This is a genomic window from Mesorhizobium sp. WSM3626 (assembly GCF_000513935.1).
Classification (GTDB): Bacteria; Pseudomonadota; Alphaproteobacteria; order Rhizobiales; family Rhizobiaceae; genus Mesorhizobium; species Mesorhizobium salmacidum.
Genome location: NZ_AZUY01000043.1, coordinates 1 through 24,253 on the forward strand (window position 1 = coordinate 1; position 24,253 = coordinate 24,253).

General features: G+C 62.5%; 22 protein-coding genes, 1 tRNA gene and 1 riboswitch. Of the genes, 7 read left to right on the forward strand and 16 right to left on the reverse strand.

Annotated elements, in window-relative coordinates; genetic code table 11:
• Window positions 1-86: 86 nt before the first annotated feature.
• Entirely contained in the window at window positions 87-1,280 is a 1,194-nt protein-coding gene (locus M653_RS0124235) for an O-succinylhomoserine sulfhydrylase (RefSeq protein ID WP_027145658.1), read from the reverse strand.
• Between the two features lie 56 nt (window positions 1,281-1,336).
• Window positions 1,337-1,414: riboswitch (SAM riboswitch) on the reverse strand.
• Between the two features lie 140 nt (window positions 1,415-1,554).
• On the opposite strand from M653_RS0124235, the gene M653_RS0124240 reads away from it, so the two are divergent.
• On the forward strand, window positions 1,555-2,646 hold the full coding sequence (locus tag M653_RS0124240) for a 2'-deoxycytidine 5'-triphosphate deaminase (RefSeq protein ID WP_027145659.1): 1,092 nt from the start codon (window positions 1,555-1,557) through the stop codon (window positions 2,644-2,646).
• Between the two features lie 108 nt (window positions 2,647-2,754).
• Here M653_RS0124240 and araD1 read toward each other — a convergent pair whose 3' ends face one another.
• The 4 genes from araD1 to chvE all read right to left on the reverse strand — a co-directional run bounded on the left by araD1 (window position 2,755) and on the right by chvE (window position 7,941).
• Complete coding sequence (araD1, locus tag M653_RS0124245; protein WP_027145660.1) at window positions 2,755-3,747, reverse strand: AraD1 family protein; 993 nt, start codon at window positions 3,745-3,747, stop codon at window positions 2,755-2,757.
• A gap of 202 nt (window positions 3,748-3,949) precedes the next feature.
• Window positions 3,950-5,242: a multiple monosaccharide ABC transporter permease gene (gene mmsB / locus M653_RS0124250; protein ID WP_027145661.1), complete on the reverse strand. Its 1,293-nt coding sequence runs from the start codon at window positions 5,240-5,242 to the stop codon at window positions 3,950-3,952.
• The gene (gene mmsA, locus M653_RS0124255; RefSeq protein WP_027145662.1) at window positions 5,239-6,771 is read right to left on the reverse strand and encodes a multiple monosaccharide ABC transporter ATP-binding protein; all 1,533 of its coding nucleotides are present in this window, start codon (window positions 6,769-6,771) and stop codon (window positions 5,239-5,241) included. Before mmsA ends, mmsB begins: the two co-directional genes overlap by 4 nt.
• Window positions 6,772-6,870: 99 nt before the next feature.
• On the reverse strand, window positions 6,871-7,941 hold the full coding sequence (gene chvE / locus M653_RS0124260) for a multiple monosaccharide ABC transporter substrate-binding protein (RefSeq protein WP_027145663.1): 1,071 nt from the start codon (window positions 7,939-7,941) through the stop codon (window positions 6,871-6,873).
• Between the two features lie 291 nt (window positions 7,942-8,232).
• Here chvE and M653_RS0124265 point away from each other — a divergent pair, with 291 nt between their 5' ends.
• The 3 genes from M653_RS0124265 to M653_RS0124275 all read left to right on the forward strand — a co-directional run bounded on the left by M653_RS0124265 (window position 8,233) and on the right by M653_RS0124275 (window position 10,716).
• The gene (locus M653_RS0124265; RefSeq protein WP_027145664.1) at window positions 8,233-9,222 is read left to right on the forward strand and encodes a LysR family transcriptional regulator; all 990 of its coding nucleotides are present in this window, start codon (window positions 8,233-8,235) and stop codon (window positions 9,220-9,222) included.
• A 107-nt stretch (window positions 9,223-9,329) separates the two neighbouring features.
• The gene (locus tag M653_RS1000000135985; protein WP_027145665.1) at window positions 9,330-9,680 is read left to right on the forward strand and encodes a hypothetical protein; all 351 of its coding nucleotides are present in this window, start codon (window positions 9,330-9,332) and stop codon (window positions 9,678-9,680) included.
• 274 nt (window positions 9,681-9,954) lie between these two features.
• A complete protein-coding gene (locus M653_RS0124275; RefSeq protein WP_027145666.1) occupies window positions 9,955-10,716 on the forward strand; it encodes a Stf0 family sulfotransferase in 762 nt (253 codons plus the stop codon).
• A 64-nt stretch (window positions 10,717-10,780) separates the two neighbouring features.
• On the opposite strand, the gene M653_RS0124280 is transcribed toward M653_RS0124275, so the two are convergent.
• The 8 genes from M653_RS0124280 to M653_RS0124315 all read right to left on the reverse strand — a co-directional run bounded on the left by M653_RS0124280 (window position 10,781) and on the right by M653_RS0124315 (window position 19,092).
• Window positions 10,781-10,854: transfer RNA gene (locus M653_RS0124280), tRNA-Gly, on the reverse strand.
• Window positions 10,855-10,906: 52 nt separating this feature from the next.
• The gene (locus M653_RS0124285; protein WP_027145667.1) at window positions 10,907-12,838 is read right to left on the reverse strand and encodes an acyltransferase family protein; all 1,932 of its coding nucleotides are present in this window, start codon (window positions 12,836-12,838) and stop codon (window positions 10,907-10,909) included.
• Window positions 12,839-13,048: 210 nt separating this feature from the next.
• Window positions 13,049-14,539, reverse strand: coding sequence for a hypothetical protein (locus tag M653_RS0124290; RefSeq protein ID WP_032935972.1), 1,491 nt, complete (start codon window positions 14,537-14,539; stop codon window positions 13,049-13,051).
• Window positions 14,540-14,602: 63 nt separating this feature from the next.
• On the reverse strand, window positions 14,603-15,631 hold the full coding sequence (locus M653_RS0124295) for a glycosyltransferase family 2 protein (protein ID WP_027145669.1): 1,029 nt from the start codon (window positions 15,629-15,631) through the stop codon (window positions 14,603-14,605).
• Window positions 15,632-15,751: 120 nt separating this feature from the next.
• The gene (locus M653_RS0124300) at window positions 15,752-17,182 is read right to left on the reverse strand and encodes a HAMP domain-containing sensor histidine kinase (protein ID WP_027145670.1); all 1,431 of its coding nucleotides are present in this window, start codon (window positions 17,180-17,182) and stop codon (window positions 15,752-15,754) included.
• Entirely contained in the window at window positions 17,179-17,853 is a 675-nt protein-coding gene (locus M653_RS0124305) for a response regulator transcription factor (RefSeq protein WP_027145671.1), read from the reverse strand. Before M653_RS0124305 ends, M653_RS0124300 begins: the two co-directional genes overlap by 4 nt.
• A 46-nt stretch (window positions 17,854-17,899) precedes the next feature.
• Window positions 17,900-18,286, reverse strand: a complete 387-nt coding sequence (locus M653_RS0124310; protein WP_027145672.1) for a hypothetical protein — start codon at window positions 18,284-18,286, stop codon at window positions 17,900-17,902.
• Window positions 18,287-18,474: 188 nt separating this feature from the next.
• Entirely contained in the window at window positions 18,475-19,092 is a 618-nt protein-coding gene (locus M653_RS0124315) for an outer membrane protein (protein ID WP_027145673.1), read from the reverse strand.
• A gap of 472 nt (window positions 19,093-19,564) precedes the next feature.
• Between M653_RS0124315 and M653_RS0124320 the strand changes: the two genes are divergently transcribed.
• Entirely contained in the window at window positions 19,565-19,828 is a 264-nt protein-coding gene (locus M653_RS0124320) for a DUF6460 domain-containing protein (protein ID WP_027145674.1), read from the forward strand.
• A gap of 3 nt (window positions 19,829-19,831) precedes the next feature.
• On the opposite strand, the gene M653_RS0124325 is transcribed toward M653_RS0124320, so the two are convergent.
• Window positions 19,832-20,734: a histone deacetylase gene (locus tag M653_RS0124325; RefSeq protein ID WP_027145675.1), complete on the reverse strand. Its 903-nt coding sequence runs from the start codon at window positions 20,732-20,734 to the stop codon at window positions 19,832-19,834.
• Between the two features lie 132 nt (window positions 20,735-20,866).
• Between M653_RS0124325 and M653_RS0124330 the strand changes: the two genes are divergently transcribed.
• A complete protein-coding gene (locus M653_RS0124330; RefSeq protein WP_027145676.1) occupies window positions 20,867-22,207 on the forward strand; it encodes an MATE family efflux transporter in 1,341 nt (446 codons plus the stop codon).
• Here the strand turns inward: M653_RS0124330 and M653_RS0124335 are convergent.
• Together M653_RS0124335 and M653_RS0124340 are read right to left on the reverse strand one after the other, a co-directional pair.
• Complete coding sequence (locus M653_RS0124335) at window positions 22,200-23,279, reverse strand: quinone-dependent dihydroorotate dehydrogenase (protein ID WP_027145677.1); 1,080 nt, start codon at window positions 23,277-23,279, stop codon at window positions 22,200-22,202. The genes M653_RS0124330 and M653_RS0124335 overlap by 8 nt on opposite strands.
• Window positions 23,276-23,626: a DUF952 domain-containing protein gene (locus M653_RS0124340; RefSeq protein WP_027145678.1), complete on the reverse strand. Its 351-nt coding sequence runs from the start codon at window positions 23,624-23,626 to the stop codon at window positions 23,276-23,278. The genes M653_RS0124335 and M653_RS0124340 overlap by 4 nt, the downstream gene beginning before the upstream one ends.
• Window positions 23,627-23,733: 107 nt before the next feature.
• Between M653_RS0124340 and M653_RS0124345 the strand changes: the two genes are divergently transcribed.
• Window positions 23,734-24,168, forward strand: a complete 435-nt coding sequence (locus tag M653_RS0124345; protein ID WP_027145679.1) for a hypothetical protein — start codon at window positions 23,734-23,736, stop codon at window positions 24,166-24,168.
• The last annotated feature ends 85 nt before the right edge of the window (window positions 24,169-24,253 follow it).

The following is a 24,253-nucleotide window of genomic DNA, read 5'->3' on the forward strand; positions in this document are numbered from 1 at the left end:
CGCATCGCAGTCCATCGCTGACCTCCAAAAATCAGCGTTGAATCTGATTTGCCCTTCCTTGGGAATCCCAACCCGTTAAATCGTCACTACGCCCTAGCGGCCTGCAAAGCCTGCGCGATGTCTTCCAGCAGGTCGTCGGCGTCCTCCAGGCCGACAGACAGCCTGAGCGTGCCAGGCCCGATGCCGAGTTCGGCGCGGGCCTCGTCGCTCAAATTCTTGTGCGTCGTCGTCGCGGGATGGGTGATCAGGCTCTTGGCATCGCCGAGATTGTTCGAGATCAGCACGATGTCGAGGGCGTTCTGCAGGGCGAAGGCCGCCGGCTTGCCACCCTTGACGTCGAGGCAGATCAGCGTCGAGCCACCCGACATCTGCTTCTTGACGATATCAGCCTGCGGGTGGTCGGCGCGGCCGGGATAGATGACGCGGGCGATCTGCGGCTGCTCGGCCAGGAAGTCGGCGATCCTGCCGGCGCTTTCCGTCTGCTGGCGCACGCGCAGCGGCAGCGTCTCGAGGCCCTTCAGCAAGGTCCAGGCATTGAACGGCGACAGGCTGGGGCCGGTGTGGCGGAAATAGTCGTGCAGGTTTTCGTCGATCCACTTCTTGTCCGACAGGATGACGCCGCCCAGACAGCGGCCCTGGCCGTCAATGTGCTTGGTGGCCGAGTAGACGACGATGTGCGCGCCAAGCTGCAACGGCTTCTGCTGCAGTGGCGTGGCGAAGACATTGTCGACGACAAGCCGCGCGCCGATCGAGTTGGCGAGCGAGGCAACGGCCGCGATGTCGACGACTTCCAGCGTCGGATTGGTCGGGCTTTCCAGGAAGAACAGCTTGGTGTTCGGCCTGACCGCCTTTTCCCAATTGGCAATGTCGGTGCCGTCGACCAAAGTCGCCTCGATGCCATAGCGCGGCGCCAGCGTCTCGACCACCCAGCGGCAGGAGCCGAACAGCGCGCGCGCCGCCACGATATGGTCGCCGGCCTTGACGCTGCACAGCAGCGCCGCCGTCACCGCCGCCATGCCTGACGCCGTGGCGCGCGCGTCCTCGGCGCCTTCCAGCGCGCACATGCGCTTTTCGAACATGTCGACGGTCGGGTTGGCGTAACGCGAATAGATGAAGCCAGGCTCTTCGCCCTTGAAGCGGGCTTCCGCCGCCTGGGCGGTCTTGTAGACATAGCCCTGGGTCAGATACATCGCCTCGGAGGTTTCGCCGAAGCCGGAACGCAGGGTTCCGCCATGCACGAGTGCCGTCTGAGGTTTCCAGTTGCGCTTTTTGGTGCTCATCGCTTTGTTCCAGACACAAAAAAACCGGCCGCGAAAGTCGCAACCGGTCCATACGGCCTTGCGGCCCGACGGTCCTTTAGCGACTTGTTTAACGTGGCTGCAAGCCGACCGGCCAAATCACCACGGGATAACGACCCTTTAGACCCGCGCCACGCTTGCGTCAATTGCCGGCTTCATTAAGAGGTTTGTACCAAGGCAGGTTCCGCAAAGTGCCCAGCGGTTTTGCGGCAAGAACCTGCAACAAAGGAGACCAGTCTTGGGGCGGAGCCAGACTTTGCGGCAGACAGGCATTCTTCCCGATCAGGACATTTCGGCGCTGTTCCAGTCCGGCGCGCTGAAGTCGCCGCGTGCGCTCGATGCCGACCAGATCCAGCCGGCTAGTCTTGATCTCAGATTGGGCGAAAAGGCCTGGCGGGTGCGGGCCTCGTTCCTGCCCGGTCCCAACCACAAGGTCTCGGAAAAGCTCGATCGGCTGCAGCTCCACGAGATCAATCTGGCCGAAGGCGCGGTTCTCGAAACCGGCTGCGTCTATATTGTGCCGCTGCTCGAAAGCCTGGCCCTGCCGGCCGACATTTCGGCCTCGGCCAATCCAAAGAGCTCGACCGGTCGCCTCGACATCTTCACCCGCGTCATGACCGACCGTGGCCACGAGTTCGACAAGATCGCCGCCGGCTACAACGGTCCGCTCTATCTCGAAGTCAGCCCGCGCACCTTCCCGATCGTTGCGCGCACCGGTTCGCGCCTTTCTCAAATCCGCTTTCGCACCGGCAACGCGCTGCTTTCGGAAGCCGAACTGCATGAATTGCACCGCGCCGAGATGCTCGTCGCCACCGAGCCGCCGAACATTTCCGGCGGCGGCATCGCGCTGTCGATTGATCTCAATGGCGACAAGGATGGGCTGGTCGGCTATCGCGGCAAGCACCACACTGGCCTCATCGATGTCGACAAGCGTGCCGCCCAGGATGTCCTCGACTTCTGGGAGCCGATCCACAAGAGCGGCGCCGGCGAACTGGTGCTCGATCCCGACGAGTTCTACATCCTCGTCAGCCAGGAGGCGGTGCATGTGCCGCCGCTCTACGCCGCCGAGATGACGCCCTTCGATCCGCTGGTCGGCGAGTTCCGTGTCCACTATGCCGGGTTTTTCGACCCGGGGTTCGGCCATTCGGCGGCTGGCGGCACCGGCAGCCGCGCGGTGCTCGAAGTGCGTAGCCACGAAGTGCCGTTCATCCTCGATCATGGCCAGATCGTCGGCCGGCTGGTCTACGAACACATGCTGAAGCGCCCGCAGGCGCTTTACGGGACCGATCTCGGCTCGAACTATCAGGCACAAGGCCTGAAGCTGTCCAAGCATTTCCGCCGGCGCTGAACTCCCATTACCACTGGCCGATGCTTGCCCACGGGCAAGATTTTGAGGTCGAAATGGCCTCGCCCGCCCTTCGGGCCCCACCAGGGGAGATGGCAGAGTTTGCGCCGGTTACAGCGCCTTCACCGCCACCTTCACCGGCTTTTCGATTTCCAGCGGGTTGCGCAGCGGCAGGCCGAAATCCCCGGCCTCGATCTCGAACACGTCGCCGGCTTCGGTCGTGACGCCGTCGGCGAAGGACAGCGTGGCCGTTCCGAACATATGCACATGCACATCGCCCGGCTGGCGGAACGCCGAATATTTGAAATGGTGGTGCTCGAGATTGGCGATGGTGTGCGACATGTTCGCTTCGCCCGACAGGAACGGCTTCTCCCACATTGTCCTGCCGTCGCGCACGATGCGTGACGTGCCGCGGATGTCCGAAGGCAGGTCGCCGATCAGAATTTCGGGCCCGAACGAGGCATTGCGCAGCTTGGAGTGGGCGAGGAACAGATAGTTCACGCGCTCCGTCACATGGTCCGAGAATTCGTTCGACAGCGTGAAGCCGACACGGAATGGCGCGCCGTCATCGCCGATGACATAGATCCCGGCGATCTCTGGTTCTTCGCCGGCATCCTTGGCAAAGGCCGGTGACATGAGCGCGGCACCAGGCGCGACCGCCATGGTACCGTTGCCCTTGTAGAACCATTCCGGCTGCACGCCGATCTGGCCTTTCGCGGGCTTGCCGCCTTCCAGCCCCATGCGGAACATCTTCATGGAATCGGTGAGTTGCTCCTCGCCGTCGGTGCTGAGCTTCTTGTGCATGGAATCGCGCGTCGCGGCCGAACCGAGATGCGTCAACCCCGTGCCGGTCAGATGCAGATGCGCCGGGTCGGGGTGATTGATCGGCGACAGGAGGCGCCCCCGCTTGTAGGCGGCGTCGAGATCGACCGTCTCGCCAAGTCCCTTGCGTTCGATCAGGGCCGTCAGGCCGACGCCGGTGCGGGCGGCCTCCATCGCCAGCGAATAGACGCTGCGCGCGCCGTTGATGATCCGGGTCTTCCCGCCGCTGCGGGCAACGACACGGATCGTCTCGGCGTCGTCGAGAATTTGCGAGATCAGCATGATCAGTCCTCTCTCATTTATCTGTATCCGGCTGCCAATGGGCAAATCCTGACCGGCGCGGCGCGGGAACGCGCCACGGTTGAAACGTTTCGTCCGGATTGCGTTCGCGAACCTGGTCCTTCCCCGGACTTCTTGGTGCCGACGGGCCGCCGGCAGCTTCGCGATCTAGAACCCGTATGCCTCCTAGTCCTCGCCCCAGCCCTTAAGCCTTGTTCTTGTTGTAGACGTCGAAGATGACGGCCCCGAGCAGGACCAGTCCCTTGACCACCTGCTGCCAGTCGACATTGACGCCCATGATCGACATGCCGTTGTTCATCACGCCCATGATGAAGCCGCCGACCACAGCGCCGATGACCTGGCCGACGCCGCCCATCGCCGAGGCGCCGCCGATGAAGACGGCCGCGATGACGTCGAGCTCGCTGCCGAGGCCCGCTGCCGGCACGGCCTGGCCGAGACGCGCGGCGATGATCAGGCCGCCGAGCGCCGACAGCACGCCCATATTGACGAACACCAGGAGCGTCAGCCGTTCGGTGTTGATGCCCGACAGTTGCGCCGCCTTGGCGTTGCCACCCATGGCGTAGATGCGGCGGCCAATGGTCATGCGCTTGGTGACGAAGACGAACAATGAAATCAGCACGCCCATCACCAGCAGCACGATCGGCAGGCCCCGATAGGTCGCGAACTGGAAGACCAGGAACAGCGCCAGCGCGCTGCCTACCAGGATCTTGATGACGAACAGGGTGAAAGGCTCGGCCTCATAACCGTGGCGTTCGCGCTTGCGCCGCGCCCTGAAGCCGAAATAGGCGTAGGCGAGCACCGCGATCACGCCCAGCACGATCGTCGTCATGTGCAGCGTGAGCCCGCTACCCAAAATGGTCTTGCCGGCGGCATTCACCGTCGGCGGGATCAGCGTCAGCGGGCCGATTACGTCCGGGATGAAGCCGGAACTCAATGCCTTGAAACTGTCGGGAAGCGGACCGACCGAGGAGCCGCCGCCAAGCAGCGCCTGGCAAATGCCGCGGAAGATCAGCATGCCGGCTAGCGTCACGATGAAACTTGGTATGCGGTGATAGGCGATCCAGTAGCCTTGCGCCCCACCGATCAACCCACCGACGATCAGGCAGACGATCGAGACCACGAGCGGGTTGCTGAACATGCCAAGCGGCCAGATCACCATCATCATGGCGGCAAGTGCGCCGATGAAGCCGGCGACCGATCCTACGCTGAGATCGATGTAGCCGGCGACGATGACCAGCAGCATACCGAGCGCCATCACGATGATGAACGAGTTCTGCTGCACCAGGTTGCTGAGGTTGACCGGTTTGAACAGCGTTCCCGACGTCGTGTACTGGAAGAACAGCATGATGACGATCAGCGCGATGATCAGGCCGTATTCGCGCAGGTTCGTCGTCAGCGCCGAGACGGCGATGCGAGGACCCTGCTTGACGTCCTCGGCGGTGCCGCTTTGCGGCGCGGGAGCGCTGTCTGTGCTCATGATGCTTTTCCTTCTCCGCGAACAATGGCGCGCATGATTTTTTCCTGGCTGGCGTCGCTTGCCGCCATCTCGCCGACGATGCGCCCTTCGTTCATGACATATATTCTGTCCGAGATGCCGAGCAGTTCCGGCATTTCCGATGAAATGACGATGATCGCCTTGCCCTCGGCGGCGAGGCGAGCGATGATTGTATAGATTTCGTACTTGGCACCGACGTCAATACCGCGCGTCGGCTCGTCGAGGATCAGAACTTCCGGGTCGGCGAACAGCCATTTCGATAGCACCACCTTCTGCTGGTTGCCGCCCGAGAGATTGCCGGTCAGCTGATAGACGCTGGATGCGCGGATATTGGTCTTTTTGCGATAGTCGTTGGCGACGCTCATTTCGCGCATATCGTCGATGACGCCGCCATTGGAAACGCCGGCGAGGTTGGCCAACGTCACATTGTGCTTGATGTGGTCAATGAGGTTCAGCCCATAGGTTTTGCGGTCTTCGGTGACGTAGGCGATGCCGTTCTGCACCGCCTTGCCCACTGTCGAAAGGTCCACGGGCTTGCCGTTGAGCAGCACCTCGCCGCTGATGCGCCGGCCATAGGAGCGACCGAACAGGCTCATGGCGAATTCGGTGCGGCCGGCGCCCATCAGCCCGGCGATGCCGACAACTTCGCCCTTGCGCACCTTGAGGTCGATGCTCTTGATCACTTGCCGTTCGGCATGGATCGGGTGGTAGACGGACCAGTCCTTGACCTCGAAAATGACGTCGCCGATATGAGGCTCGCGCGGCGGGTAGCGATCGTCGAGGGACCGGCCGACCATGGAGGTGATGATCCGGTCCTCGCTGATGTCCTTCCTCGGCAATGTCTCGATCGTGCGCCCGTCGCGGATGACCGTCACCTTGTCGGCGACGCGGTTCACCTCATTGAGCTTATGGGAGATCAGGATCGAGGTCATGCCCTGCCGCTTGAACTCAAGCAAAAGATCGAGCAGCGCCTGGCTGTCCTTCTCGCTGAGCGATGCCGTCGGCTCATCGAGGATCAGGAGCTTCACTTCCTTGCTGAGTGCCTTGGCGATCTCGACCAGCTGCTGCTTGCCGACGCCGATATGGGTGATCAGCGTCTTGGGGTCTTCCTTGAGCCCGACTTTCTTCAAAAGCCCGGACGTGCGTGCCTCGTTGGCGTCCCAGTCGATGACGCCGTAGCTGGCATGCTCGTTGCCGAGGAAAATGTTCTCGGCGATCGACAGCATCGGCACCAGCGCAAGTTCCTGGTGGATGATGACAATGCCCTTGTGTTCGCTGTCATGGATGCCTTTGAAATGGCATTCCTGGCCCTGAAAAATGATTTGGCCATCATAGGTCCCGGAGGGATAGACGCCCGACAGCACCTTCATCAGGGTCGACTTGCCGGCGCCATTCTCGCCGACCACGGCGTGGATCTCGCCTTCCTCTACGCTGAGGTTGACGTTCGAGAGCGCCTTCACGCCGGGGAACGTCTTGGTGATGTCGCGCATCTCCAAAATCGTCGAGGTCATCAGGGCAAGCTCCTAGGAGGCCGGCAGAACCCATACCGGGGTCGCTTTTAACGAAAAGGGGCCCTGCGTCGCGCAGGACCCCTGACTTTATAACCGAAATTACTTCAGGTCTTCGGCCTTGATGTAGCCGGAGTCGACGACCAGCGCCTGGTAGTTCGACTTGTCGACTTCATGCGGCGTCAGCAGGATCGAGGGAACGACCTTGACGTCGTTGTTGTAGGTCTTTTCATCGAGGCCTTCCGGCTTGCCGCCCGAGAGCACCTTGTCGACCAGCTGCACCGTGGCCTTGGCCAGTTCGCGGGTGTCCTTGAACACGGTCGAGTACTGCTCGCCCGAGATGATCAGCTTGACCGAGGCGGTCTCGGCGTCCTGGCCGGTCACGATCGGCCAGGGCTGTGCTTCCGTGCCGTACCCGACAGCGCGCAGCGAGGCGGTGATGCCGCGCGACAGGCCGTCATAGGGCGACAGGACGCCATCGACACGGCTGCCGTCCGAGTAGTTGGCCGACAGCAGGTTGTCCATGCGCGCCTGGGCGGTGGCGGCGAGCCAGCGCAGCGTGCCGACCTTGTCCATGCCGGTCTGCCCGGACTTGATCTTGATCGAGCCGTCGTCGATCAGCGGCTGCAGGACGGAGATCGCGCCATTGTAGAAGAAGAAGGCGTTGTTGTCGTCGGGCGAGCCGCCGAACAGTTCGACGTTCCACGGCTTGGTGTTCGGGAAACGCTCCTTGAGGCCCTTGACCAGCGAATTCGCCTGGATCACGCCGACGCCGAAATTGTCGAAAGTGGTGTAATAGTCGACATTGGCGGTCTTCTTGATCAGGCGGTCATAGGCGACGACGACGACGCCCGCGTCGTTGGCCTTCTGCAGCGCATCCGACAGGGTGGTGCCGTCGATCGAGGCGATGATCAGCGCCTTCGGGCCTTTGGTGATTTCATTTTCCAGCTGGCTGAGCTGGTTGGGGATGTCGTCCTGCGCATACTGCAGGTCGACAGTGTAGCCGAGAGCCTCGAGCTGGGATTTGACGGCGTCGCCGTCATTGATCCAGCGCTGCGAGGTCTTGGTCGGCATCAGCACGCCGACAAGACCCTTGTCGGCCGCGTGCGCCTGATAGCTCATGGCAGCGATGCCAAGGGCCGCGACGGCGGCCAGCGTTTTGATGATCTTCAACTTACTCTCCCTGGTTGATGGACGCGACACCTCGGGGCTTCGCGGGCCGCGCAGCCAGACAGGAGCGCAAACGCGCCGCTGTCGGCCTTATCGATCTCCGGTATCCTCCCAATCGGCTCCGCGATGCAGTTTCAATCGATACGATTTTGGTCGTTACCGCCCTTGCACCCCGGAACGCGCGAAGGGTGGGTCGCTTTGCCATAACTGTCAAATGCGATCTTTGGTGGTTGCTATACCGAAACCGGTATGATCTAGCATGCGGAAAGGAACCGGCGGAAGGGCTGGAAGATCATGGCGGCATTGCGCGATCCCGATGCGATTCCCGTAAGTTACGAGAAGCTCCCGGGCAATGGGGAGACACTCCTGCGCAGTGGCTTGAGCTTGCGCCACATGCGCATGATCGCCGCCCTCGACGATCACGGACGGGTGAGCGCCGCGGCCCAGGTCATGAACATCTCCCAGCCGGCCGCCTCGCGCATGATCGCCGAGATGGAGGCGGTGCTCGACGTGAAGCTGTGCGAACGGCTGCCGCGCGGCGTGACCCTCACCCCCTATGGCCAGGCGCTCGCCAGGCGGGCCCGCTCGATCCTGCTCGAGATGCGCGAAGCCGACCGCGAGATAGCCGAGCTCAAGGCCGGCAAGGGCGGTTCGGTGTTCCTCGGCGCCGTGACCGCGCCGGCGATCGAATTGGCCGTGCCGGCGATCCGCGAGATCCGCCGCATCTACCCGCGCATCGAGATCACCATGCAGGTCGAAACCTCCAATGTGCTCGCCCGCGAGCTGATCGCCTCGCGCCACGACTTCATCATCGCCCGCATTCCCGACGACCTCAATCCGCGGCTGTTCGAATCTCGCGTGATCGGCGTCGAGAAAGCCTGCCTGATCGTGCGCCGCGGCCACCCGCTCGCGAGGGGTAATGTAGTGCGCCTGGAAGACACCGCTGCCTATGACTGGGTCTTCCAGTCAGGCGGTTCGCCCTTGCGCCAGGCGATGGAGAGCAATTTCCTGAACCGCAACATCGCGCTGCCGGACCGGATCTTGAATACCAGCTCGCTGCTGCTCACGCTGGTCATGGTCGCGCAATCCGATGCCATAGCGCCGGTCTCGGTGCAGGTGGCGAAGTTCATCCAGAACCCGGACGGACTTGCCGGCGCCATCGACGTCGTCCAGACCGAGTTCGACATCGAGGTCAGGCCCTACAGCCTGATCACGGTCAGGAATCGCATACTGTCACCGGCGGCCAAGATGCTGCATGATTTCATCCTGCGTGAAGTGGGGTGATGGAACGAGAACCACCTCCGCGCGTTCAAAACCGATCGGCATGCGCGCTGGAGCCTGTTTCGGGCGAGGGAACGAGGTGTCGGTAGTTAACAACTCGGGAGGTTTTTATGGAACGTCGGTTGTTTCTTACTGGAATGCTTGGCGTTGCGGGGGCGGTTGCGTTTGCAAGCGTGGCCCGACCCGGCCGCGCGCTTGCCGGTGTTCCCCAGGGCAATGGAATTCTCGATGAGTTGGACAAGCCGGATCCGGCCGTCTTCGAAGGGGATGACGAGGTCGAACTGGAGCAGGTCTCCCACCGCCGTTGGCATGGCTGGAGACATCATGGTCCCGATGGCTATTGGCGTCGGCGCCATGGACGCCGCCGCGGCTGGAGACGGGTTTGCCGCAGCTACTGGCGCCACGGACGCCGCCGCGTCCGCTGCTGGCGCGAGCGCGTCTGGCTCGGCGTCTGGCTGTAATCGCTTCTGGCTGACGTCAAAGGGCGGCCACCACAGCGTGGCCGGCCTTTGCGCGTATCTTCAGGGCTCTTCGAGCCCAAGGCGCGGCGTGATTACCCAACTGTAACGTGTTTGGGCCTGCATTCTGCCTTAGCCTAAGGTCGAATCGACGGAACCATATAGGCCTTTGTCCGTTGAGGCGCTGTTTAAGCGGAGCTTTGACCATGGCGGGGGACCACCAAGAAGAACGGCATTCTGCAATCGACATGACGCGGGCCGCGGATCATCGGCACGCATGAAGGGCGTCGCGATACTGACCGAAGCCCGCAGCGGCTCCGAATGGCTTGGCAGCCTCACAAACAGCACGGGATTGTTCGGCAAGTCGGCCGAGTGGCTCGACACGACCAATCTGGGGTGCAAGCCGAAATCCTTCGATGATCTGCTGTCCGCCGTGATCGATCGCGGCGGGACTGCGAACGGCACGTTCGCCGTGAAGCTGTTTCCACGGCACCTTCACTGGTCGCAGGCCAAATACGGAGCCGACTTCCTGGCGGAATGCGGCCGGCGCCATGACATGGGTATAGTCCTGCTGGAGCGACGGGACCGTCTTCGCCAAGCGATTTCCTATTGCCGGGCAAAGGCGTCGGGCCATTGGAGAAGCACGATGGGCGGCGCGGATCTGGTTCCGCAATACGACTTCGCCGGTATTTGCCAGGCCTATTTCCTGATCGAGCAGAGCTATGCCTTCTGGGAGGCTTACCTGCGGTTGGCCGATCTGCATTACGATCGCTTTTTCTATGAGGATCTGTTGGACGATCCTCGTCCTTACGTCGCGTCGGTGGCCCGGCAGTTGTCGGTGGAAATGCCGGACGGAGAGTTCGAGACGAATTTGCGGCTGCAGCGGGACGACCTCACCGAAGATTGGGCGGAGCGGTTCCGCAACGACGTCAAATCGGAAGACCTGCTGGCGCATCTGCCCAGGAAGGTGGCGCCGCGGAATATCAACAACCTCGCCCGGTTCCTCCTCAAGAAGCAGATGCGAATCGGCCAAGCTTAGGCTCACCGACAGTGCTGCCAAATGGACGGGTTCCGCCCAGGCCCAGGGACTTTTGGCTTCAGGGTGGAGCGGGTAGCGGGAATCGAACCCGCGCGTTCAGCTTGGGAAGCTGACAGGCTACCATTACATCATACCCGCGCTGCAGCCTCGTTATCATGACGGCATGGCTTCGGGCAATCGCAAACCGGTCTCACAATGCGGGCTTCGCCAGCTCACCGGTGACGGTCGGCGCCTGCTCCCTGGCCTTTGCGACTTCGCCGCCGGCGGCGAAGCTCGGCCAGTATTTCGAGATGGCCAGCGTCGCGCCGGCGGAAGAGAAATGCCCATAGTCGAAATAAAGAAACTGCTTGCTGGTGGCATCCTCATAGGAACAGCCGATGGCGTCGCACAGATAGGTAAGTGGATCGATGAAGGTCGCGCCCTTGGCGAAGAGCTGCACCTGCTTGTTGATGTCGGGATCCATGGCCATCGGCCAGGATGTGTTCGCGGCGCCTTCGTGTTTAGCAAAGAAAGCGACCTTCTGGACGTCGGCGATGAACTCCGGAGACTGGCCGATGACATAGACCTTGACACCCATGTCGCGCAGCCGGTCGATCGTCGTCTGCAGTCCGTCGAAGCCCCTGGCCTGGTAGTCCGTCCATCGGCCGCTCAGGATCACCGCCTGGATATTGGCATCGCGGATGATCGACAGCGCCCGTTCGTTGAAGCGGGTGCAGGTTGGCCTGGCGTAGGAAAAATAACTGAGGTTGGGTGGACAGCCGGCATAGGTATATTGGATGACGTTGGCCTGGATTTTCTGCGCGTTGGCCTCCAGGCCCGAAACGTAGTGAGCCGCGAAGGAATCGCCCCACAGCAGCACATTGGTGGGAAAGCCATGCGTGCGCGTGCAGTCGGCAAGGTTCCAATTCTCGATCCGGCTCGTACCCTCGTTGAAGCAGACGCCATTGCGCCAGTCGTCCACCACGATCCGTTGCGTCGAGAAATCGGGGAACCGCTGCGGAAAGCCCTTGCCGAGCACACCGGCCAGACCGCCGACGCACAGCAGGGCGATCGCCGTCGCCGAAAAGGCGAAGATCGGCAGCGGGGCGGTGAAGGTTCGCTTCTGCCGGAAAGGCTGCTCGACATATTTCCACGAGAAGGTCGCCAGGACGAAGCTGGCCACCGTCATCGCGACGATCGTCGGCACCGAGATGGCTTTCAGCGAGAGGTAATGGACGAAGGAATTGATCGGCCAGTGAACAAGATAGAGCGAATAGGAGATGAGGCCGACCCAGACCATCGGAGCGAATTGAAGCACACGCGTGGCAACGGGCACGGGCCGGTCCGCGTGATTCTGGCCCGCGTAGATGAGCAGGGCCGTTCCGATGCAGGGAAACAGGGCATTGTAGCCGGGAAACGGATCGCTTTCCGAAATCGTCAGGAAACCGAATGCGAGCAGGGCAAAGCCTGCAAGGCCGACCAGTTCCGTTGCCGTCCGGTTGGCAAGTGGCGGCGGCTTTTTCAGCATCAGCATGGCACCCAGCGCCAGCTCCCAGGCGCGTGTCGGCAAGAGGTAGAAGCCGGCGGTCGGCGCCATCGTGGTCGCCATGACCGCCAGGGCAAAACTGCCGATGGCGATCGGCAGAAGTATCGTCAACCAGCGCTTCGAGGCATACCGGTAGATCAGATACACAAGGATCGGCGCGAAGATGTAATACTGCTCCTCGACCGAAAGTGACCATGTGTGCAGCAGCGGCCGCAGTTCGGCGTCGATCGAAAAATAGTTCGTCGTCTTCCAGAAATAGATGTTCGACCAGAAGGTCGAGGCCGCAATCACGCTGAGGCTGAATTCGTGCAGATCCGACGGCAACAGGATGAACCAGGCCGCAATGCTCGCAAGCAGGATGACGAAGGTCAGTGCCGGCAGGATGCGCCGTGCACGACGCCAGTAGAAGCGTCCGATCGAGAACTGGCCGCGCTCGAGATCATCCAGCAGGCTGCCGCTGATCAGGTAGCCCGATATCACAAAGAAAATATCGACGCCGGTGAAGCCCCCGGGAATGGCGGATACGCCGAAATGGAAAAGCACCACGGGCAGCACTGCAACGGCCCGCAGACCATCGATGTCGCGCCTGTAATTCATTCGACCGGTCCGTACGCGGTGACCCGCGGTGGCCGTGCGGCGCCGCCTGACATGCCCGTCATAAGGCAATCCCCATTGTGCGAAAAACCTTGGCTCGTAGGCCTCACGGACTGTGCTATGCAGCACAACTTTGCTGCAGTGCAACATCCGTGTCAAGGCGAATAGCAGGCATTCGAACGCTGGCCACGCCGGTTTTGTGGGATCGGTGATTCAGGTGCCGGGCAGGTAGATCACGGCATAATCGTCCGCATAGGCCCGCTTCCAGCCCAGTTCATTGAAGAAGGGGATTCGGGTGTCATCGGCCGTAAGCAATGCCCAGCCGATGGCGTATTTCTTCAACTGGGCCTCGAGCTGCGGCTTTCCGTCGCTGTGCCCCGTTGCATCATCCGTTTTCGTGAATCCGCCAAGGAACAACTGGTCCGTCCTGCCGTCGATATAAGTCTTGATGTCGTGGAAAATCAGCGTGCCGCCGAAATTGTAGGAATTCAGCACATTGCCGGACAGGTGGTGATCCCGCGCGAAAGCAAGGGCGCCGCTGGCTGATGTCGCCGGGCTCGGCGCGACCTGGTAGGCACTGCCGAGGATCGAGACCGCACCGACCAGCAAGACGGCCATCGCGCCGCAGATAGCATAGAACCGGCTGGCGAAGAGTTTTTCCAGCCCGTCGCGCTTCTCCGCCAACCAGGCCGTGGTCGAGAGCGAAGGATATTGCTGTGCGATCTCGACCGCGATGACCAACGGAATCAGCAGGAAGGGCAGATATACAAATCGCAGATGGGCGAGATAGACATGCAAGGTGAAGACGATGAACAACGCCTTGGCCCAGCCGATCCGCGGCCTTGACACCAACAGCCCGAAAATCGCCAACAACATCGCCGCTTCCTGGAAGAGTTGCTCCTGGGCATTGAACGGGTTCCATTCCAGGATGAGTGGAACAGCCTCATTGCCATAGGCCACGGTGAGCGTGGCCAGGATGGCTTTCACGCCATAGGGATGCAGCAGGCTGACCAACGGACAGAGCAGGCCGAAAACGACCCATTTTACCAGAAGGGAGGGTTTAGACAGACCCGCGCGCGCCAGCAGATCGAGCCCGGCAAAGGCCGCGATGATGAAGCTCAGGGTAAACGTGGCATGCAGGTTCGCCCATAATACGACTAGCACGAGCAGCCACGGCGGTGGGGCTCTCTCTTCTCGCGCGGCACGAAACAGCATTGCCGTCCAGACGACGATGATCGGCAAGGTGAAGACATGGGGGCGCGCGGTATAGATCGGGGCGATCAGGAGGGCCGCGGCGAGGGCAAGCGCTATCGCCAATATCGGCTTCAGCCATGCGCTGAGGAACCATCCCATCAGGAAGACCGTCAGGCCGATCGTGGCGATGATCAGTGTGACGACGCCATTCCAGCCACCCGCGCGGTAGGCAAGGGCCAGCAAGACTTGCCCCAGCCATTCCTTGGCGATCCAAGGCTGGCCGGTAAAAGTGTGGGAATAAGGGTCGACGGTTGGAAATGTCCGGTTTTCCAGGAAATCCAGCCCGACCTTCACTTGCCACCAATTGTCGGGGTCCTGCAGGATCGCGCCGGCAAAGGCCGTGAGCAGATAGGCCACGGCGCAGGCGCAGAGAAGGCAGAATATCAGCCTGATGCGTTGCGCATCCCCGAGCGACGGCGTTGCGGTCGCGATGGCGGCGGCCTGGTTCACGTCAAGGCTCCGGGCGAGCACATCCTGCCCATGCCGTTCCGTTGCATCCGGTCGACCTTCGCCTCAGCCACGCGCGGCCCTTTTCGCCATCTCCTGGAGGCGGTGGACAGGTAAATCCTGGCCTTCAGCCGCTGCCCGGCTTCGTGAGACGATCTCGTTGACGAAATAGAGCGGCCGCCGCTTCGTTTCCATGTACATGCGGCCGAGATACTCGCCGAAGATGCCCAGCACCAGAAGCTGGACGCTGCCCAGGATAAGCATGATCGCGGCAAGGCTCGTCCAGCCGGGCAGAACATTGCCGACAGACCATTCCAACAGCGTATAGCCAAGCACGACCAGACCGAGCAGCCCGAACATCATTCCCAGCAGCGAGGCAAAGCGCAAAGGCACGATCGAAAAGCTGGTCATCGCGTCGACGGCCAGAAGAACCATTTTCTTCAGCGGGTAGTGGGTGGTGCCGGCAAAGCGCCGTTGCCGTTCATAAGGGAAGGCGACCTGCCTCAGCCCGATCCAGCTCACCATGCCGCGAATGAACCTGTAGCGTTCGGGCATTGCAATCAGATGGTCGAGCGCACGGCGGCTCATCAACCGGAAATCTCCGGAGTCCGAAGCGATCTCGACATCGACCATCCTGCCGAGCAGACGGTAGAACATCGAGGCGGAAGCCAGCTTGAACCAGCTCTCGCCGTCCCGTTTCACCCTTTGGCCGTAGACGACGTCGAAGCCTTCATCCATCTTCGCCATCATCGCACCCAGCAGTTCGGGTGGATCCTGGAGATCGGCGTCGAGAATGAGGATGCGCTGGCCGCGGCAGAATTCCAGCCCCGCGCTCAAGGCGATCTGGTGGCCGTAATTGCGTGCAAGATCGATGGCGACCACATGGTCGTCCCTCTCGGCCAGTTCGAAAATGGCCTCGCGGGTGCCGTCGGTCGCCCCGTCGATGACGAGCACGACCTCGTAGGGGAGGCCTTGCTCGAGGCATACCGCGCTGACGCGTCGATGAAGCTCCGCCACGCCGTCGCGTTCATTGTAGCAAGGCACGACGACCGATAACATGGGTGCGCGGTGCGCGCCGATTTTTCCAGTTCCCACCAAAGCCTGGCTCCCGCTTTGGAAATGGCAATAGCGGCAATTGGTTAGAAAACAGATAAGTCAGGGATCGGCGCGGCTACTTGCTGGCGGCCGCCACGCGTTTTGCGTCAACGGCCTGGGTCACGACCGAACCGGCAGTTCCATGCGGATGCGGGCACCGCGCCATGAGCCCGCCAGGATCCGGATCGTTCCCTCGTGCAGCAGCGCGATCTGTCGGGCGAGGTTCAGCCCCAACCCCGCCCCGCGCGACTGCGGCTGCAGGCGATAGAAGGGCTCGAAGACATTCTCGCGCTCTTCCACGGGAATGCCCGGACCTTCGTCGCGCACTTCGATGCCCCCCGTCCTGTCGATCGCAATCGTGATGGTACCGCCGCCGCCGCCATGCTCGATGGCGTTGCGCACGAGGTTGGCGAGCGCCCGCTCGATCTGCAGCACGTTGACTTCGACGCGTGTCTTGTCGGGCGAAGGCTCGAAGGCAAGGTCGTAGCCGGCCTCGATGGCGAGCGGCGCGAAGTCGGCCGCCACCCGGCTGACGAGATCGTCGAGATCGACGATCTCGCGCTGGTCGGATGGGCGGTCGAGCAATTGATGGTCGAGCAGTTGTTGTGCGAGGTGCGACAGGCGCTCGATATCATGCAGCAGCCGCGTGCTTTGCGGCTCCTGCCGCAGCAACTCGGCACGTGTGCGCAGGATGGCGATCGGCGTGCGCAATTCGTGCGCCGCGTCGGTGAGGAAACGGTTGTGTCGGTCGTATCCCTGCGCGAGGCGGGCCAAAGCCTCGTTGAAAGCATGCACCAGCGGCGCGATTTCCTGCGGCACGTGTTTGACCGGCAACTGCATCGCGCGGGTACCGATATCGATGCGGGCAGCCTGGCGGACGGTTTCGACAAGGCCGGCAAAGGAGCGGCGGACCACGGCCGGCGTCGTCACCAGCGTGGTGGCGCCCATGACGAGGACGATGGGCAGCAGCAGGATCGCGATGACGAGCGCAAGCGCCGGCAGGGCGCGCTCCCAATTCCTGCTGCCGTCCGGATAGCGGGCGACCTCCACCGTGGCCGAAATGTTGATCTCGAGCCCGTCGGTCTCGTGGCGCGACGACTGCGTCGCGGCAATGATCTGTACCGCGCCGGCTTTGGTCGAAGCGTTCTCGATATAGGCTTCCGGCCGCATGTCCTTGTCCGAGAATCCGATCGTGGCGTGGTCTGCTTGGCCGAGCAGGCCACCGATCTCTTTGGTGTAGACATCCGGTATCGTGCCGGAACGGACGCTCTGCCCGCTGTCGTCGCGCACGATGTACCAGACATTGGGGAAGCTCTGGCGAAACGCGGCGAGGTCTTCCGTTTCACGGACAATCAGCCTGCCGTCCTTGTCACGGTCGACGGCGTCCTTGACGGCCGCGACGGCAGCCTCGTTGTCGATAAGCAGCCTCGGATTGGCGATCCAAAGGGCTGCCGCGCACAGCACGATGAAGAGGAGCAGCGTCGCCGCCTGCAGCAGGATCAGCCGGCGGACCAGGATCCATTGCAGCGAGCGCGCGCGCACCTTCTTCACGAGGCTGCCCGCAGGAGATAGCCAAGATTGCGGATCGCTCGTATCTCGATGCCGGCGGCGACATCGTCGAGTTTGCGGCGCAGCCGCGAGACATGCGCGTCGAGCGCATTCGAGCCGATCTCGTCGTCCAGGGCGTAGACGGCCTCCTCGAGAGCGCTGCGCATGATGGTCCGGCCCGGCCGGCGGATGAGTGTTTCAAGCACCAGCCTCTCACGCCGCGGCAAATCGAGCGCCTGATCCTCGACCAGCGCCTCGCGATGGCGGAAATCATAGGTGAGGCGACCGACCATCGTCTGGTTGGCACGCGAAGTGAACGAGCGGCGGTGCAGGGCGTGGAGCCGCGCGACGAGTTCCACCGTGGCGAAAGGCTTGACCATGTAATCGTCGGCGCCGGCATCGAGCCCGGCAACCCGGTCCTCCAACCCGCTTATCGCCGTCAGCGCGATCACCGGCACATCCAGATACAAGGCGCGCAGGCGAGGGATCAGGCTAAGACCGTCGCCATCCGGCAGCCGGCGATCCAGCACCACGGCGTCGTGGTGGCCCTGACGGGCCACCGCCTCCGCGTCGGCCAGGGTCGCGGCGTGGTCGACGATGATGTCCAGGCGCTCCAGGGCGGCCTTCAGCACGGAGGCCATTTCCGGTTCGTCCTCGATCAGCAGGACGCGCATTGGCGTTCTCCTTCACGCGCCGCCGCAGGATTTGCGGCGCGGCGGTTCATTCGCATTCCAGCTTTGGCCGGCGGAAATTGGTGATGAACCAGCGGCCGCCGGAAGCTCGGGCATAAAAAGTGTAGAAGCATTCCTGACGCTCGATATAGCCGGGCGTTTCGGTCTCTTCATAGACAGTTCCGTGTTTTGTTTGGCGGACCTCGCCACTCGATGTCCCGGAAACCGCTGACGTAGATATCTTGCGCCATTGATAGGCGCGCTCTCCCTGGCCGAGGTCGACGATCGCCGTTGGCGGACCATAATCCAGAACGACCGATTCGACCGGTTGTCCGACATAGTTCTTCATGATGTCGGAGGCGCAGCCCGCCAATGCGACTGCGATCGCAATGAACAATAGCTTGGACGACGGTCGGCCGGGGTGATGCGTGGACATTGCTGATTCCCTGGTGAAAATTCACGCAGGGGACCTAGATTGCGAAGATTACATCGACATTGCGAAGCATGGAATGTTCCTTGCCTCGAGGGGACGTCCGTGTCGGGCATTGACGCATCAACAACAAGATCGCGCGATGCCGTTGCGGCCATCGCGCGATCAAGGTCGGCCACTTGCTGTTCTGGAATCTAGAACCGGTAGTTGAGGCCAGCTTTCAGCTCATGACTGCCGATCGTCTCCTTGGACCTGCCAAGGGCCGATGTCGTTTCAACGCCGGGGGTGCGGACATAGTCGTACTCGACCTTGGCCGACAGGCCGCCGGCGAAGCCCTGCTCGATGCCGGCGCCGACGAGGTAGCCGACCTTCCATCCGTCGCTGCTCCTCACGCCGTCGCCCTTGTCGAACCTGGTCATGGCGACGCCACCGGTTCCGAACAGCAACGTCTGGTCGAAGCTCACGCCGGCCTTCGCCTTGGCCGCGCCGCGCGATTTTTCCTTGATCTTGCCGCCCCGGATATCGTGTTCGGCGCCGCCCAGATAGGAACCTTCGATCTCGGCGCCGAGGACCGCCGGGCCCATCTGCTGGTTGTAGCCGGCCTGGACGCCGCCGCTGAAGCCGTTTCGACCGGCGAACGGGTTCGGCATCCCCGTGAACGCCGTGCCGCCATGGACGCCGACATAGGCGCCGCTCCACTGGAAGGCGGGGGGATCGTTGTAGGCAGGCGAGAGGTCGGCGGCCATCGCCGGCCCGAGAAGGCACAGGGCGAGGGCACTCGCCGTCAGGACGATCTTTGCTTGAGGGGACACTGCATTACTCCAACACAAACGCGCATCCGACACCCGATACGCTGGTTAATTGCTGAGGACCCTGGCCGTTGAGGCGGCAGGCTCCGATCGGTGTCTTTCAGGGATGGCTGCGCGGTTCTGGGGACCGGCTTTCGCCGGCTGTGGTAGGGGCAGAGCGCCGCGCGGTCCGTCACCTGAAAGACGCCTGGTATCTCGCAAGTGAAAATTGCACGCACATTGCGCAAAATTGGAAAATGACGATTTTGTGCTTTATTTTCAATGCATTAAAATGAAATTGTTTACCGATATTTAAGACTTGCGGGCTTTCGGAAGCCGCTCTGTCAGTTGCTCGAGCGGGCTTTCGATGGCGCTCAACATCTGGTTGCGGCTTATCAGTTTCTCTGTACAGACCGCGCTGGCTTGATGGATGGCCGCCAAGCACGTATCTCTGGGCCGTGCCCATGAGTCCGGGCATCTCAATCGGGAGACGGCCTTGTCCGCACTGACGCGCTTTCTCGGCGACTCGCCGCTCAGGGTTGTCCTGAAGCTGCTGGTGGTATCCTTTCTCGTCGGCCTGGTCATGAACGCCTTCGGCTGGTCGCCGATGGATGTGTTCTACGGCATCCGGAAATTCTTCATCGATCTCTGGAATCTCGGCTTCCACGCCATCGACCGCTTCCTCGGCTATATCCTGCTTGGCGCCGCGATCGTCGTGCCGGCCTTCATCCTGCTCAGGATCGCCAACTACCGGAAGTGACGTTCAGGCGAAGCCCGAAGCGACCTCGAACAGGATGGCGTGGCGCGCGGCAAGTGCCGGCACATCGGTGGAATAGCCGCCGCCGATGACACCGCAGACAGGAATGCCGAGCGCCCGAAAATGGCCGATGACCATCTCGTGGCGGGCGCGCAGCCCATTGTCGGAAAGCGCCAGCCTGCCGAGCCGGTCCCCGGCATGGACGTCGACGCCTGCATTGTAGAAGACGATGTCCCAATGGGGGCGGGTGGAGAGCTCAGGCAGGATGGTATCAAGCCTTTCGACATAAGCGGCGTCGCCCGTGCCGTCGGGCAGTGCGACGTCGAGGTCCGAGGCAATCTTGCGTGTGGGGTAGTTCCGCTCGCCATGCATGGAGAAGGTGAACACGCGTGGCTCATCGCCTAGAATATCCGCCGTGCCGTCGCCCTGATGCACGTCGAGATCGACGACCAGGACCTTCTGCACCGCACCCTCTTCCAGCAGAACCAGCGAGGCGACGGCGACGTCGTTGAAGGTGCAGAAGCCGGCGCCTTGCGCGCGTCGCGCATGATGGCTGCCGCCGGCGGTGTTGCAGGCAATGCCGTGACGCAAGGCGAGCCGGGCTGCCGCCACCGTGCCGCCGGTGGCAAGCTGCGCGCGCAGCGAGACGCGGGGGCCGACCGGAAAGCCGATCTCGCGTTCGATTTTTTCCGGCACGGAGCAGGAGACGACCTGGTCGACATAGGTGGCCGCATGAGCAAGCTTCAGCCACCGCGCCGGCGCGGGTTCGGCTGTGTTGAGCGCGCCGGGTCCGGCCAGGCCGCGTGAGCGCAAGGCCTCCATCAGCAGCGGATACTTGCTCATCGGAAAGCGATGGTTGGTCGCGAAGCCGGCGTCGTAGTCGGGGTGATGGACGATCTGCAGGGGCATGAGAGTGGTCCAGCGGCTTCGCGCCAGACCGGGATTTCGGTTGGCCGTCGCAGGAAGAATGATTGCGCGGTGGACGGAAAATGGGGCACATCGGCTCTCCGATCAAGCCGCAATCAGCAAGGCAGGAATCCTTTGGACAAGGGTGTAGTCCTAACCGACGCCAGAGCCTTTTCCGTCACCAACCGCTCGGTGCTTGCCATCGCCGTGCCGATGACGCTCGCCTATCTGACGACGCCGCTGCTCGGCCTGGTCGACACGGCTGTTGTCGGCCAGTTCGGCGATGCCGCCTTGCTTGGCGGTCTGGCGGCCGGTGCGCTGGCTTTCGATGTCGTTTTCACCACCTTCAATTTTCTGCGTTCGGGCACGACCGGCCTCGTCGCCCAGGCTTTCGGGCGTGGAGACGCCCTCGAGGAACAGGCGGTGTTCTGGCGCGCCGTGCTGATCGCCGTCGTTGCCGGCGTCGTGCTGGCGGCGCTTTCGCCGCTCATCGCCATCGGCGGCCAGTGGTTCATGGATGCCGGACCACGCGTCAGCGAGGCGATGGCCGTTTATATCAGGATCAGGCTGCTCGCCGCCCCGTTCTCGCTGATCAACTACGCCATCCTTGGCTATGTTCTGGGGCGTGGCGAGGGCGGGCTCGGGCTTGTCCTGCAACTGGTGCTCAATGGCATCAACATCGCGCTCTGCTTCCTGCTCGGCCTTGAACTTGGCTGGGGCGTTTCCGGCGTCGCCTGGGCAACCGTCACCGGCGAGTTCCTCGCCATGCTGCTTGGCCTCGCGATCGTGGTGCGCCGGTTCCGATCCAGCCCGCCCTTGCCTCGCCACCGCCTGCTCGACATGAGCGCCTTCCTGCGCATGCTGTCGCTCAACCGCGACATCATGATCCGTTCGTTCTCGCTGCTTGCCGCTTTCGCGCTGTTCACCCGCCAAGGCGCGCAGTTCGGAACGGTGACGCTCGCCGCCAATGCGGTGCTGATGAATTTCTTCCTCGTCGCCGGCTATTTCCTCGACGGTTTCGCCACCGCCGCCGAGCAACTCGCCGGCCGCGCCGTCGGCGCGCGTGCCGAGCAGCCCTTCAGGCAGGCGGTGCGGCTGACCCTGCTCTGGGGCCTTGGTCTGGCCGGTGCCGCGACGCTGGTGCTGCTCATGGCCGGCACCAACCTGGTCGCCGTCGTGACGACGTCGCAGGATGTCCGCGCCGTAGCCGATACCTACCTGCCCTGGGCGGCGTTCACCGCGCTGAGCGGCGTCCTTGCCTTCCAGATGGACGGGGTCTTCATCGGCGCGACATGGTCGCGCGACATGCGCAACATGATGCTCCTGTCATTCCTCGTCTTTGCCGCTGCGCTGATCACGCTGGCGCCCGCCTTCGGCAATCACGGCCTGTGGGCGGCCTTGCACGTCTTCTTGCTGGTGCGGGGATTGAGCCTGCTGACGATCTTGCGGGTCAGGGTGCAAACCGCATTCAGCTGAGCGGCTCCGACGCCCATCGGTCGAGATGGCTGTCGCGCAGCTCGCGCATCGAGCTGAGTTTCTCTGTCTCGGCAAAACGGGCCATCCCCGCGACGATCCGTCCCGGCAGCGCCGGCCCGGCATAGATCATGCCGGTGTAGAGCTGCACCAGATCCGCGCCGGCGCGGATCTTTTCCAGCGCCGTCTCCGCTGAATCGACACCGCCGACACCGATGATGGCCATTTCGGGTCCGAGCAGCTTGCGCATCTTGGCCAGCACGATGGTCGAGCGCTCGAACAGTGGTTTTCCCGAAAGCCCGCCTGTCTCCCGCGCGACGTCACCGCTTCGCAGACCCGGTCGTGAAATGGTGGTGTTGGAGACGATGACGCCGTCGATCCGCTTTTCCATGACTTCGGCGGCGATATCCTCCAACTCGGCCTCGACCAGGTCTGGGGCGATCTTGAGAAAGATCGGCGGCTGCGCGATTGCCGCAGCACGCGCGGCCATGACGCGCGACAGGAGCTCGCCGAGTTGCTCGCGCGCCTGCATGGTGCGCAGGCCAGGCGTGTTGGGTGAGGAAATGTTGACGGTGAGATAGCTGGCGTGGGGCGCGAAGCGGGCGACGCCGCGTTCATAATCGCCGGCGCGGTCGGCGCTGTCCTTGTTCGCGCCGATGTTGACGCCGACGATGCCGCCGCGCCCCTTGCGCGCGGCAAGGCTTTTTTCGGCCGCCGCGTGGCCTTCATTGTTGAAGCCCAGCCGGTTGATGACGGCTTCATCCGATGTCAGCCGGAAGATGCGTGGCTTCGGGTTGCCGGATTGCGGCAGGGGCGTGATGGTACCGACCTCGGCGAAGCCGAAACCGAGGCCAAGCAGCGCATCGGGTACTTCGGCGTTCTTATCGTAGCCAGCCGCCATGCCAAGTGGGTTCGGGAAATCGAGACCGCAAAGGCTGATCTTCAGCCTTGTATCGCGTACCGTCCGCGCGCCAACCGGCAGGCCGCAGCGCAACGCCGCGATCGACAGGCCGTGCGCGGTTTCCGGATCAAAGGTGAACAGCAGCTTCTGGCCGATCCGGTCGAGCACGCTCATTGCCCCTCCAGGGGCGGGAATTGGTGAGTACCGTCGGCACCGAGCGGCAGCGGCTTGACCCACAGCACGGCTTTCAGGTCGAGCACGCCGTAGAGATGCGGAAACAGCGCGCCGCCGCGCGAGACTTCGTATTTCAGCGCATCGCCCAGGCCGATCCCGTCGATGGCGACCAGCAGAAGGTCGGTCTGGCCGGAAAAATGCTTTGCCGCGGTTTCCGCAACCTGCGCTGCCGTCGAAAAATGGATGAAGCCGTCGGCGACGTCGATTGGCGCTCCGGTGAAGCGGCCATTGGCTTCGGCCTCGCGCCAAGGCGCTTGCGGAGTTATCTTGTAGATAATCTGTGACATGGTTGCGCTATAATCCGAACCAGTCGCGCGGGGAAGGCCACGCCAAGGGTCTTCCCCATTTCCGGCGCAAACATGCGATATTTCAGGCTTTGGCCATGGAGGACAACATGCGTCTGCAGCACATCTTGATCCCCGCCGCGCTCGTTTCACTGGTCGCGGCCTCAGCTTATTCGGAAGAAGCCGACCGCTACCGGCTGGAAAAGTCTGATAACGGCTATGTCCGCATGGATACGCAGACCGGCGCGATGTCGATCTGCGAGGAGCATTCGGGCCAGCTCGTCTGCAAGATGGCGGCCGATGAACGCGCCGCTTACCAGGACGAGGTCGATCGCCTGCAGACCTCGATGAAGGCGATGGACGAGCGCGTCACCAGGCTGGAGAATTCGCTCTCCGCCCGCCTCGAATCGAAACTGCCGAGCGAGGAGGATTTCAACACGACGATGAGCTATATGGAGCGCTTCCTGAAGAGCTTTATGGGCATCGTCAAGGATATGGACAAGGATAGCGGCGGCGGCGCCCAGCTCAACTCGCAGAAGACCTGAGCGCGAGTGACGAGGGAAAACGCGGCGCGCTGGCTTTGCCGCTTGAAAACAGCGCGCGGCCCCTCATAATCGTCCGACTGATCCC